General features: G+C 67.8%; 11 protein-coding genes. 8 read left to right on the top strand and 3 right to left on the bottom strand.

The window, feature by feature from the left end; translation table 11 throughout:
- Positions 1 to 67 precede the first annotated feature (67 nt).
- The gene (locus ACSFBM_RS06400; protein WP_435483612.1) at positions 68 to 319 is read left to right on the top strand and encodes a TIGR04438 family Trp-rich protein; all 252 of its coding nucleotides are present in this window, start codon (positions 68 to 70) and stop codon (positions 317 to 319) included.
- 118 nt (positions 320 to 437) lie between these two features.
- Here the strand turns inward: ACSFBM_RS06400 and ilvD are convergent, their stop codons facing one another.
- Positions 438 to 2,132, bottom strand: coding sequence for a dihydroxy-acid dehydratase (gene ilvD, locus ACSFBM_RS06405; protein WP_435483613.1), 1,695 nt, complete (start codon positions 2,130 to 2,132; stop codon positions 438 to 440).
- 100 nt (positions 2,133 to 2,232) lie between these two features.
- Here ilvD and ACSFBM_RS06410 point away from each other — a divergent pair, with 100 nt between their 5' ends.
- From ACSFBM_RS06410 to ACSFBM_RS06440, 7 genes are all read left to right on the top strand, one after another.
- Complete coding sequence (locus ACSFBM_RS06410) at positions 2,233 to 3,189, top strand: LysR family transcriptional regulator (protein WP_435483614.1); 957 nt, start codon at positions 2,233 to 2,235, stop codon at positions 3,187 to 3,189.
- 133 nt (positions 3,190 to 3,322) lie between these two features.
- Entirely contained in the window at positions 3,323 to 4,153 is an 831-nt protein-coding gene (gene lgt, locus ACSFBM_RS06415) for a prolipoprotein diacylglyceryl transferase (protein WP_435483615.1), read from the top strand.
- A 138-nt stretch (positions 4,154 to 4,291) separates the two neighbouring features.
- Entirely contained in the window at positions 4,292 to 4,960 is a 669-nt protein-coding gene (locus tag ACSFBM_RS06420; RefSeq protein ID WP_435435905.1) for a GntR family transcriptional regulator, read from the top strand.
- A 28-nt stretch (positions 4,961 to 4,988) separates the two neighbouring features.
- Entirely contained in the window at positions 4,989 to 6,455 is a 1,467-nt protein-coding gene (locus ACSFBM_RS06425) for a malonyl-CoA decarboxylase (RefSeq protein ID WP_435483616.1), read from the top strand.
- A gap of 98 nt (positions 6,456 to 6,553) precedes the next feature.
- A complete protein-coding gene (locus tag ACSFBM_RS06430) occupies positions 6,554 to 7,540 on the top strand; it encodes a Bug family tripartite tricarboxylate transporter substrate binding protein (protein WP_435483617.1) in 987 nt (328 codons plus the stop codon).
- Positions 7,537 to 8,316, top strand: a complete 780-nt coding sequence (locus ACSFBM_RS06435; protein WP_435483618.1) for an enoyl-CoA hydratase/isomerase family protein — start codon at positions 7,537 to 7,539, stop codon at positions 8,314 to 8,316. The genes ACSFBM_RS06430 and ACSFBM_RS06435 overlap by 4 nt, the downstream gene beginning before the upstream one ends.
- A 23-nt stretch (positions 8,317 to 8,339) precedes the next feature.
- The gene (locus ACSFBM_RS06440) at positions 8,340 to 9,878 is read left to right on the top strand and encodes a malonate--CoA ligase (protein WP_435483619.1); all 1,539 of its coding nucleotides are present in this window, start codon (positions 8,340 to 8,342) and stop codon (positions 9,876 to 9,878) included.
- Here ACSFBM_RS06440 and ACSFBM_RS06445 read toward each other — a convergent pair.
- Together ACSFBM_RS06445 and ACSFBM_RS06450 are read right to left on the bottom strand one after the other, a co-directional pair.
- Entirely contained in the window at positions 9,875 to 11,317 is a 1,443-nt protein-coding gene (locus tag ACSFBM_RS06445; RefSeq protein WP_435483620.1) for a serine hydrolase, read from the bottom strand. The two genes, ACSFBM_RS06440 and ACSFBM_RS06445, sit on opposite strands and share 4 nt — an antisense overlap.
- A gap of 69 nt (positions 11,318 to 11,386) precedes the next feature.
- A complete protein-coding gene (locus ACSFBM_RS06450; RefSeq protein WP_435483621.1) occupies positions 11,387 to 12,442 on the bottom strand; it encodes a phenylacetaldoxime dehydratase family protein in 1,056 nt (351 codons plus the stop codon).
- Positions 12,443 to 12,465: the final 23 nt, after the last annotated feature.

The raw sequence follows: 12,465 nt of genomic DNA on the forward strand, positions 1-12,465 counted from the left end.
CGCGATTGTAGGTAGCGCCGTGCACGGCCTCCGGATGCGTTGCCAATACAACCCGGAGGGATTCGCGATGTGGTTTCTGGCATTGGGCCTGCTTGGCATAGGCCTCAAGTATTTTGAAGTGGGCATGGTCGCCGGCTGGAGCTGGTGGATCGTGCTGTCGCCGTTCGCCATGGCGCTCGCGTGGTGGGCCTGGGCCGATTCGTCGGGCTACACCAAGCGCAAGATCATGGAGCGCGAAGAGCGGCGCAAGCAGGACCGCATCGACCGCCAGAAGACCAACATGGGCATGAAGACCAGCAACGGGCAACGCCGCAGGTAGGGCTCGCCCCCAGGCTGCGCGGCACTTTCGTGTCCGCTTCGCCTTTCCCCTGCCGGGGGCAACACCTGAGGCCCGGCGGAGCCGGTTCCTCGGTGTTTCACGCCATACCTTGCCTTGGTCAGAACTTGTCGAGCACCGCGCCCGAGCTTGCGCTCGAGGCGTTGAAAGCGAACTTGGCCTGCACGCCGCGCGTGTAGCGCGGGGCAGGGGCCTTCCAGCCTTCGCGGCGCTTGGCGATCTCGGCTTCGGGCACGTTCAGTTCGAGCTTGAGTTCGTGCGCGTCGATGGTGATCGAGTCGCCCTCGTTCACGAAGGCGATGGTGCCGCCGGCCGCCGCTTCAGGCGCCACATGGCCCACCACCATGCCCCAGGTGCCGCCCGAGAAGCGGCCGTCGGTGATCAGGCCCACGCTTTCACCCAGGCCCGCGCCGATGAGCGCACCCGTGGGCGCCAGCATTTCCGGCATGCCCGGGCCGCCCTTGGGGCCGAGGTAGCGCAACACCATCACGTCGCCGGCCTTGATCTTGCCGTCCAGGATGGCCTTGAGCGCCGATTGCTCGTCGTCGAACACGCGGGCCGGGCCGGTGATGACCGGGTTCTTCAGGCCGGTGATCTTGGCGACCGCGCCTTCGGGCGACAGGTTGCCCTTCAGGATGGCCAGGTGGCCTTCTTCGTACATGGGCTTGTCGATGGGGCGGATCACGTCCTGGTCGGCGCGCGGAACGTCGGGCACGTCCTTCAGCACTTCCTCGATGGTCTGGCCGCTGATGGTGATGCAGTCGCCGTGCAGCAGGCCGGCCTTCAGCAGCACCTTCATGACCTGCGGAATGCCGCCGGCCTGGTGCAGGTCGACCGCGAGGTACTTGCCCGAGGGCTTCAGGTCGCAGAGCACCGGCACCTTCTTGCGCATGCGCTCGAAGTCGTCGATGGTCCACTCCACTTCGGCCGCGTGCGCAATGGCCAGGAAGTGCAGCACCGCGTTGGTCGAGCCGCCGGTGGCCATGATGACTGCCACCGCGTTCTCGATCGCCTTCTTGGTCACGATGTCGCGCGGCTTCAGGTCCTTCTTGATGGCCTCGATCAGCACCTTGGCCGATTCCTTGGCCGAGTTGGCCTTCTCGTCATGCGGGTTGGCCATGGTGGACGAGTAGGGCAGCGAGATGCCCAGCGCCTCGAACGCGCTGGACATGGTGTTGGCCGTGTACATGCCGCCGCAGGAGCCCGTGCCGGGAATGGCGCGCTTCTCGATCTCGTGCAGGTCTTCGTCGCTCATGTTGCCGGCGGCGTTCTGGCCCACGGCCTCGAACACGCTCACGATGTTCAGGTCCTGGCCCTTGTAGCGGCCCGGCAGGATGGTGCCGCCGTACACGTAGATGGCCGGCACGTTGGCGCGCAGCATGCCCATGAGGCCGCCGGGCATGTTCTTGTCGCAGCCGCCGACCACCAGCACGCCGTCCATCCACTGGCCGCCCACGCAGGTCTCGATGCAGTCCGAAATGACTTCGCGGCTCACCAGCGAGTACTTCATGCCTTCGGTGCCCATGGCCATGCCGTCGGAGATGGTGGGGGTGCCGAACACCTGCGCGTTGCCGCCGGCTTCCTCGATGCCCTCGATGGCCGCGTCGGCCAGCTTCTGCAGGCCCGAGTTGCACGGCGTGATGGTGCTGTGGCCGTTGGCGACGCCGACCATCGGCTTCTTGAAGTCGCTTTCCTCGTAGCCCATGGCGTAGAACATGGAGCGGTTGGGCGCGCGGCTCTTGCCTTCGACGATGTTGGCGCTGCGGCGGTTGATCTGGATTGGCTTGGTGTCCATGGTGTCTCTTCTATCGTGGGGAGATCGGGGGACCCAAGTATCGGACTTCTGATTGATTGCTTCCAATCCATTTTTCAGCACGCATTGATATGCTCGGCATATGAATGAAGTCCTGATCGACCTGCGCGCCTGGCGCCAGTTCGTCGCCGTGGCCGAGGAACTGCACTTCGGCCGCGCCGCGCTGCGGCTGCACATGACGCAACCGCCGGTGACGCAGGCCATCGCCCAGCTGGAGAAGACGCTGGGCGTGGTGCTGTTCGACCGCACCCGCCGTCGCGTGGCGCTCACACCGGCCGGCGAGGCGCTGCTGCCTGACGTGCGCGAACTGCTGGCGCGCGCGCAGGCGTTGCCGGCCCGGGCGCGCGCGGCGGCGGCGGGGCAGGTGGGACGCGTGCGCATCGCGTTCGTCTCCACGGTCGGCTTCGAGCGGTTGCCGGCGTGGGTGCGCGAATTCCGCGTGCTGTGCCCGGAGGTGGCGCTCGAGCTGGTCGAGGCCACCGGCGACGTGCAGCTCGAAGCCTTTGCGCGCGGCGAGATCGATGCCGGCCTGATGCTGCATTCGCCGGGCGCCGCGCCCCCGGGGCTCGCGCGGCTGGCCGTGTCGCAGGAGCCGCTGGTGCTGGCGCTGCCCGAGCGGCATGCGCTGGCGCGCACACCGGCGCGGCTGGCCGATGTGCTGGCCGAGCCGCTGGTGATGTTTCCGCGCCGCATCGTGCCCTCGCTGCACGACGCGATCTTCGACCTGTACCACGCCGCCGGCCGCACGCCGCTGCTGGGGCAGGAGGCGATCCAGATGCAGACCATCGTCAACCTCGTGTCTGGCGGCATCGGCGTGGCCTGGGTGCCCGAGAGCGTCACGCAGTTCCGGCGCGCGGGTGTGGTGTACCGGCGAGCCGACGAGTTCGCGCCGGCCGGGCGGCGCCGCGGCCCGCCGGTGCTGCCGGCCTGCGAGACCAGCCTGGTGTGGCCGGAGGAAGCCGCCAACCCGGCGCTCGCCCGCTTCATCGCCTTCGTGCGCGAGCGCGGGCGCGAAGACAGCAATAAACCCGAGCACTGAAGGACTTTTTCGCGGAACACCGTGGAACCGGCTTCGCCGGGCCGCGGGTGTTGCCCCCGGAAGGGGCGAGGAGAAGCGACACGAAGTGCGCGAAGCCTGGGGGTGAGCCAATTGCCCGGGCACAATCGTGAGCATGCTCATGTATCCCCAGATCAACCCCATCGCCCTGCAGCTCGGGCCGGTGGCCATTCACTGGTACGGCCTGACCTACCTGGCAGCCTTCGCGCTGTTCTACTTCCTCGGCACGCGCCGGCTGCGCCATGAGCCGTACCGCTCGCTGGTCGGCGCGGGCGCCTGGCAGCGCAAGGACATCGAGGACATTCTTTTTCTCGGCGTGATGGGCGTGATCGTCGGTGGTCGGCTGGGCTATTGCCTGTTCTACAAGCCCGAGTTCTATCTCACGCATCCGCTCGAAATTCTCTACGTGTGGCAGGGCGGCATGAGCTTCCACGGCGGGCTGCTCGGCGTGATCGGCGCCATGGTCTGGTTCTCGCATTCGCGTGCGCGGCCGTTCTGGCAGGTGATGGATTTCGTCGCGCCCTGCGTGCCGACCGGACTTGCGGCGGGCCGCGTGGGCAACTTCATCAACGGCGAACTCTGGGGCCGCTTCAGCAGCCCCGATCTGCCCTGGGGCATGGTGTTCCCGCAAAGCGGCTCGATGCTGCCGCGCCATCCTTCGCAGGTGTACCAGTTCCTGCTCGAAGGGTTGCTGCTCTTCGCGGTGATGTGGCTCTACGCGCGCAAGGAGCGCAAGCAAGGACAGGTGGCCGCGGTGTTCCTCATCGGCTACGGCGTGCTGCGTTTCGTGGCCGAGTACTTCCGCGAGCCCGACGACTTCCTCGGCCTGCGCGCGCTCAGCCTGAGCCAGGGCCAATGGCTCAGCGTGCCGATGGTTGTTGCCGGCATCGCACTGTGGTTCTGGTTCGGCCGTGCGGGCACCAAGACGGCGGCCGCGCGCGCTTGAGCCCTAAGTTCGCAGGGTAAGTCCCAGCCGCGCACGGGCTGCGCGGCCTTGCGCCCGATTTGATGCGAGCCCAGAATTACGCGTAATTACAGGAAATTACGCGGTCCGATTCCAAGGTTCTGCGTTCTGACGATTCCCATGCGCCTGGTCCCCAACTCCCTGCACGACGAAGTCGCCGCCACGCTGCGCGAGCAGATCTTCGCGGGCACCCTCGCGCCCGGCAGCTTCGTGGACGAGGCGGCCCTGTGCGAGCGCCTGTCCATCTCGCGCACCCCGCTGCGCGAAGCGCTCAAGGTGCTCACCGCCGAAGGCCTGCTGCGGCACGAGCCGCGCCGCGGCTGCTTCGTGAACGAGGTGACCGAGCGCGACCTCGACGAGATCTTTCCCGTCATCGCGCTGCTCGAGGGCCGCTGCGCCTACGAGGCGGCCCGCAACGCCAGCGACGCCGAACTGCACGAGCTCGACGCGCTGCACGAGCGGCTGGTGCGCCACGCCAAGGCACGGCGCATCAACGACTACTACGCCACCAACCACATCATTCACGAGGCGATCATCCAACTGGCCGACAACAAGTGGCTGGCCCAGGTGATCGGCGACCTGCGAAAGATATTGAAGCTCGCGCGGCTGCAGCAACTGCATGCGCCGGGGCGGCTCGACCAGAGCCTGTCGGAGCATTTGGCCGTGTTCGCGGCGCTCAAGGCGCGCGACAGCGAAGGTGCCGATGCCGCCATGCGCACGCACATGACGCGCCAGCGCGAGGCGCTGCGCGAAGTCATGCGCCAACAGAAATCCAGGGTGATGCCGTGACGGCCCCCGCCAACATGGGAGTGTCCCGATGAGTGCGACCGAATGGTTCCAGGCGCGGCTGCGTTCTGGCGACAACGCCAAGGTGCCTGTGGCGCCCGAAACCGCCGCGAAGAGCGCGCCGAAGAATGCGCCCAAGCCCAGCGCGCGCTCCACCGCCGAGCGCCTGCAGGTCACCCTGCGCAAGGCCGACGAGGCACTGTCGCCGCGCGCCTTGCGCCGCGTGCTGGCCGAGCTGCAGGCCGTGATCGACCCGCGCGTGAGCGAAGTGGAGGGCGGACGACGCGCCCATGCGATCGCCGAGGCCTACCGCGCCGCCACGCCCGAGGAGCGCCGCGACTACTGGGCATTGATGAGCGAGCATTTCGCCGCCGACGCACAAAAGCTCAAGACCGCCCGCGACCAGCACCAGGGCGCTGTCGGCACGCCTGACGAGGGACAAGCCGAATTGCGCCTGCGCCGCGCGCTGGTGTCGCCGCGCATGCGCCTGCTGCAGCGCTTCGCGGTCGAGCCCGAGGGCATGCGCTTCTTGGTCGACCTGCGCGCCGACCTGCTGCCCAACCTGAAGGCCGACAAGCGCCTGCTCTCGCTCGATGCCGAGCTGGAACACCTCTTCTCCACCTGGTTCGACGTCGCCTTCCTCGAGCTGCGCCGCATCGACTGGGATTCACCGGCTTCGCTCATCGAGAAGCTCATCCGCTACGAGGCGGTGCACGACATCAAGAGCTGGTCCGACGTGAAGAACAGGCTCGACGACAGCGACCGCCGCTGCTACGGCTTCTTTCATCCGCGCCTGCCGAACGAGCCGCTGATCTTCGTGGAGGTGGCGCTGGTCGACCGCATCAGCGAGGGCATCACGCCGCTGCTCGACGAGGCTGCCGCGCCGGTGCTGCCCGCCAAGGCCACCACCGCGATCTTCTATTCCATCAGCAACACGCAGAACGGCCTGCGCGGCGTGAGCTTCGGCGACTCGCTCATCAAGCGCGTGGTCGAGACGCTGCAGGACGAGTTGCCGCGCCTCAAGAGCTTTGCCACGCTGTCGCCGATCCCGGGTTTTCGCACCTGGCTCGCGAAGAACGCCGCCGAGCTGCTGCCGCGCCTGGACGAGAAGCGCGAGGCCGAAATCGGCCGCCTCATCGGCTCGCTGCCGCCCACCGCCGAACGCCTGCTCGCGGCCGTGGACGCGGCCGCCACCTTCGACACCAAGTCGCCGCTGCGCCAGTGGCTGATGCAGGCCGCCGCCGAGTACCTCGGCCGGGCGCTGGTCGACGGCACGCCGGCCGATCCGGTCGCGCGCTTCCACCTGGGCAACGGCGCCCGCGTGGAGCGCCTGAACTGGGCGGGCGACCCATCGCCCAAGGGGCACAAGCAGTCTTACGGGCTCATGGTCAACTACCTCTACGACCTCAAGCGCCTGGACAAACACCGCACCTGGCTGGCCGACGGCAAGGTCGCTGTATCGGGAGACATCGAAAGCCTGTACTTCAAGAAAGGCTGACGACGTTCGCAAGCCGGCAGCAGTGCGACTGCGCGCCGGCGACCGAGTCAAGTAGCCGCACGGGGCGGCAGAATCCACAACGACAGGAGATGAGACAAATGAACCCAGGTTTTCAACGCCGTGACATCTTGCGCGTGGCCGCCGCCGGTGCGGCCGTTCTGAGCGGTGCCGCGCGCGCCCAGCAAAGCTGGCCGACCAAGCCGGTGACGATGGTCGTGCCGTTCCCGGCCGGCGGCGGCACCGACGCCTTCGCGCGGCCGCTCTCGGGCCAGTTCTCGCGGCTGACGAACCAGTCGCTCATCATCGACAACCGCGGCGGCGCGGGCGGCACGCTGGGGGCGAGCATTGCCGCGAAGGCGCCCGCCGACGGCTACTCGCTGTTCATGGGCGCGGTGCACCACGCCATTGCGCCGTCGGTCTACCCCCGGCTCGACTACGACATCGAGAAAGACTTCGTGCCGCTGATGCTGTTGGCCAACGTGCCGCAGGTGGTTGTGGTCAACCCGCGCCGCGTGCAGGCCACGACCATCAAGGAGTTCATCGCGCTGGCCAAGGCCAACCCCGGCAAGCTGAACTACGGCTCGGCCGGCGCGGGCACCTCGCACCACCTGGCGGGCGAACTGTTCAAGCTGCAGACCGGCACCTTCATCACCCACATTCCCTACCGCGGCGCGGGCCCGGCGCTGGCCGACCTGATCTCCGGCAACGTCGACCTGATGTTCGACGGCCTCGGCTCCTCGGCCCAGTACATCAAGAGCGGTCGCATCAAGGCGCTGATGGTGGCCGGCGCCAAGCGCAACCCCGCGTTCCCCGATGTGCCGTGCGCCGCCGAGGTCGGCCTGCCCGACTACACCGTGACCACCTGGTACGGCCTGTGGGCGCCGAAGCGCACGCCGGCCGACGTGCAGCCGCAGATCGTCGACGAAATGAAGAAGATTCTTGCGGCCGACGACATCAAGAACATCTGGGCCCAGAACGGCTCGGAAATCCCGACGCTCACCGGCGCTGCCTACGGCAGTTTCGTGAGCGCCGAAATCAAGCGCTGGGCCGCGGTGGTGAAGGCCTCGGGCGCGAAGATCGAATGACGCCTGGCAGCAGCATCTCGTTGCGCCGGGAGGGCGCGGTCGCGGTCGTCATGCTGTCGAACGCGGGGCGCCTCAACGCCATGACGCGCGCCATGTGGCGCGAGTTGCGCGCGGTGTTCGACGGGCTGCGCAACGACGACGCGGGTTTGCGCTGCATCGTCGTGCGCGGCGAGGGCGGCGCCTTCTGCGCGGGCGGCGACATTTCCGAGTACCCGTCGTTCCGTTTCGAAGAGCCCAGCCTGCGCGAGTTCCACGAGAACGAGGTCTGGGCCGCGCTGCAGGCGATGCTCGACGGCCCGCTGCCCCTGGTCGCGCAGATCGAAGGTGCCTGCATGGGCGCGGGCATCGAGATTGCGAGCTGCTGCGACATCCGCCTGGCCGGTGCGTCCGCCAAGTTCGGTGCGCCCATTGCCAAGCTGGGATTCCCGATGGCGCCGCGCGAAGCGGCGCTGGTGCATGGCGCCATCGGCGACGTGCTCGCGCGCGACATGCTGCTGGCCGCCGGCGTGCACGGCGCGCAGCGCCTGTACGACGCGGGCTTCCTGCTGGCGGTGCTGCCCGACGACGAAGTGGCCGCTGCCGTGCAGGCGCACGCAGCGCGCATCGCCGCACTGGCGCCGCAGACGGCGCGGCTGCACAAGAAGACATTCGCCGCCCTGAGGGCCGGCGCCCCCTCGGCCCACAGCCTGCTGGCCACCGCCTACGATTACGCCGACTCCGCCGAGCACCGCGAGGGCATTGCCGCCTTCCTTGCCAAGCGCACCCCGAATTTCTGAAGGTCCTGTTCACAGAAGAAGCGATGAAGAAAACCGCCAACGCCAACCTGTTCGCCGCCCTGCGCACGGCTTTCCCCGCCGACCTCGACGGCATTGCCGTCGAGACCGAGAGCGGCCTGTTCTATTCGTGGCGCGACATCGAACGCGCCAGCGCCATGATCGCCAACCTGTTCGAGGCACTCAAGCTCGAGAAGGGCGCGCGCATCGCGGTGCAGGTCGAGAAATCGGTCGAGGCGATGCTGCTGTACCTGGCCACGCTGCGCGCGGGCTACGTGTTCCTGCCGCTGAACACCGCCTACCAGAGCGCCGAGATCGAATACTTCATCGGCAACGCCGAGCCGGCCGTGGTGGTGTGCACCAGCCGCAACGCGTCGCGGGTCGGGCCCATCGCCAATGCGGCGGGCACCCGTCACGTGTTCACGCTGGACGACGACCGCACCGGCACCCTGCTCGAAGTGGCCGCGCAGTGCAGCGACCAGCATGCGGTGGCCGTGCGCAAGGCCGACGACATGGCCGCCATCCTGTACACCAGCGGCACCACCGGGCGCAGCAAGGGCGCGATGCTCACGCATGCCAACCTGCTGTCGAACGCGCAGGTGCTGAAGGATTACTGGGGCTGGACCGAAGGCGACGTGCTGATCCACGCGCTGCCCATCTTCCACGTGCACGGCCTGTTCGTGGCGCTGCACGGCGCACTGCTCAACGGCAGCAAGATGCTGTGGTTCTCGAAGTTCGACCCCCAGCGCATCGTGCAGAAACTGCCCGAGGCGACCGTGTTCATGGGCGTGCCCACGCTGTACGTGCGCCTGCTGGCGGAGCCGGGCCTCACGCGCAAGGCGGTGCGCAACATGCGCCTGTTCATCGCGGGCTCCGCGCCCTTGCTCATCGAGACCTTCGACGAATGGCGCGAGCGCACCGGCCACACCATCCTGGAGCGCTACGGCATGAGCGAGACGGCCATGCTCACCTCCAACCCCTACAGGCCCGAGCAGGGCGAGCGCCGCGGCGGCACCGTCGGCTTTGCGCTGCCGGGCGTGCAGCTGCGCGTGCGCGACGACAGCGGGCGCGACTGCACCACCGACGAAATCGGCAACATCCAGGTCAGCGGTCCCAACGTGTTCGCGGGCTACTGGCGCATGCCCGAGAAGACGAAGGAAGAGTTCACCGCCGACGGCTTCTTCAAGACCGGCGACGTCGGCAAGATCGACGGCCTGGGCTACATCACCATCGTCGGGCGCAGCAAGGACCTGATCATCAGCGGCGGCTACAACGTGTACCCGGCCGAGATCGAGGGCTACATCAACGAGATGGCCGGCGTGGCCGAAAGCGCCGTGGTCGGCGTGCCGCACCCCGACTTCGGCGAGGTGGGCGTGGCCATCGTCATCGCGAAGGCGGGTGCGGCGCTCGATGCCGAAGCCATCGTGGCCGACCTGAAGTCCAAGCTCGCGAACTTCAAGATTCCCAAGCGCTGCTTCGTGGTGCCGGAACTGCCGCGCAACACCATGGGCAAGGTGCAGAAGGCGCTGCTGCGCGCGGAGCACAAGGCGTTGTTCGCGGCCTAGGACTTGGGCTCTTCGGTGTCTGCGCGCTGGAACACGATGTCCGGCACCGCCGGCTCGAAGGGTGCCGCGATGCGGTCGATGCGGCCCTCGCGGTCGTAGAGAAAGGTCAGCGCCAGTTCGTCGGGGTGGAACTCGGCCGGCCGGTACGGCGTGGTGAACACGTCGTAGTGCCAATGCGCGAGCGGGCCCGAGAACGTGCGCCAGCGCCACGCGAGGCCGTCGGCCTGGCGCGAAATCTCGATACGGCCATAGGCCGGGTGCACGTACTCGCCGGTGTACTCGTCCAGCGCATGGCTGGGCTGCGTGCCGGTGCGGCGTTTGTCCTCACGGGCCTTGCGCTCGACCTTCTGCTGCCCGATGAACTCGCGCCGCTTCGGCATGAGGCGCGCGAACCAGTCGACCGGCTCGCGGCCGCTGAATTGGTCGAACACCGCATAGGTCAGCATCGAGGTGACCGCGCTCGGCGCGCGGTTGGTGAGCACCACCACGCCGGTTCGGCGCTCGGGCATCACCGTCATCAGCGTGCCCCAACCCAACCACGAGCCCGAGTGCGAGAAGGTACGCTCGCCGCGGTAGTTCTCGCAGAACAGGCCGAAGCCGTAGTGCGAGTCGCCGATTTCTGCATGTTCGGAGCGGCCCATGTGCATGTGCGGCGTGCACATTTCGCGCAGCGATTTCCCGGACAGCAGCGGCACGCCATTCACCTTGCCTTCGTCCAGAAGAAAGCACGCCCACTTCGCGATGTCGGCCACCGACACATTGATGCCGCCGCCGGCTGTGGTGCGGATCGGCCACAGCGGCGACGGGGTGCATTCGTCGCCGACCATTACGTGTGGCCGGGCCGCGTTCTCCGCGGCTTCCAGTGCCTCGATGGTGAAGCCGAAATCCTTGAAGCCCAGCGGCTTGAGCAGGCGCTCGGTGGTGAAGTCTTCCCAGCTCTGGCCGCTGAGGCGTTCCGTGACCATGCCGGCCACCATGTAGCCGAGGTTTGAATACTGGAAGGTGTCGCGCAATTCGCGGCTGGGCGCAAGATGGCGAAGACGCGGCAGCATCTGCGCACCGCCGAGGTCGCCGGGCATGTGCACCCAGTCGTGGCGCGGCATGCCGCTGCGGTGGCACAGCAGGTCGCGCACGGTCAGGCGTTCGGTGGCGAGCGCATCCTGCAGGCGGAACTCGGGGATCACCTCGCGCACGGGGCGGTTCCATTCGAGCTTGCCTTCGTCGACCAGCAGGCCCAGGCCGGCGGCGGTGAACGACTTGGTGATCGAGCACAGCAGGAACTGCGTCTGCGGTGTCACGGGTTCGCTGCCGCGCATGTCGCGCACGCCGTAGCCCTTCTGCAGCACGACCTCGCCGTCGCGGATCACCGCGAGCGCGAGGCCCGGAATCCGCCACTCCTGCATCGAGGCTTCCACCAGCCTCTCAAGATCGCTCCACATGTCCGGGTCCTTGCCTCAGGGTAGGGCCCGGCATCCTAAGGCATCGGTGGATGCCGCGTCGAGCTGGGTTCAGGCGAGCCCATTCATCAGCCCGCTGCGCGCATGGCAGTTGATGTACTCGTAGCTCTGCTCGTCGGCCTTGAGCACCGACACCTCGTGGTACACGCGCAGCTGCAGCTGGAAGTTCAGCGCCTGCACGTAGCGCATGAAGCTGCCGAAGATGGCGACGTGCGTGGGGTGCGACTCGGCCCAGCGCTCCATGTCGGCGAGCGAGCGCCAGTAGCTCAGGCCGAAGGACTTCTGCAACGGTGCGCCCTGCGCGTCGAGGTGGTGCATGTAGCGGTTGCTGTAGCAGCCGATGCCCAATCCCTGGTCGCGCAAGAAGTCCATGCCTTCGCGCAGCACCGGCTCCATGTCGTCCAGGTACAGCGTGCGTTCCTGGCCCGTGGTGTCGGTCCACTCCTGGCCGGAGCGGATCATCGCGATGTTCTCGTGGCCCGCCACACGCACGCGCTGGCCCAGTGCCGGCGTGCCAGCGATCACGGCGCGCGTGCCCGAGGGCGCCATCGCGTCCGTTTGAGACAACGGAATGCGGTCGCGCATCGAACCCCAGTAGCCGTGCTCCTGCAACTCGCCGCTGATTTCGCCCATCACCACGCCGACGCCCTCGAAGCGGTCGGGGGTGTTGAACATGGTCTCGAAGTGCTCGACGCGCGGTGATGCCACTTCGCGGAAGTAGCCCAGGCCTTCGGACAGCCGCTCTTCGGATCGCCACCAGGCATCGACCTCGGGCGTGGCGCACCAGCGTGCGTACGCCGCGGCGTCGCGCCAGTAGGCGATGGCGACCATGTTGTCGTACCCGTCCGCATCGACGTAATGCGTGAGGTCGTGGTGGCCCGGGCCGTCGGGCAGCGCGAAGTCGCGGGCGATCTTCATCAGCGCGGCGCAGGCGCGGCCCTGCATTTCGACGCCGCGCGACTGCACGCCGAAGTAGCCCATCACCACCTGCGTCACCGCGGCGGGGGCGCGGGCCGACCACACGGGGTAGGGCGGCGTGTAGTCGTCTTCCACGCGGCGGTGGCGCGTGCGCGGGCACTTCAGGTGGTCTGCAATGGCGGATTCCATGGCGCGGCTCCTTGGGGTTTGCC

The sequence above is a fragment of the Variovorax pasteuri genome, from assembly GCF_051216435.1.
Classification (GTDB): Bacteria; Pseudomonadota; Gammaproteobacteria; order Burkholderiales; family Burkholderiaceae_C; genus Variovorax.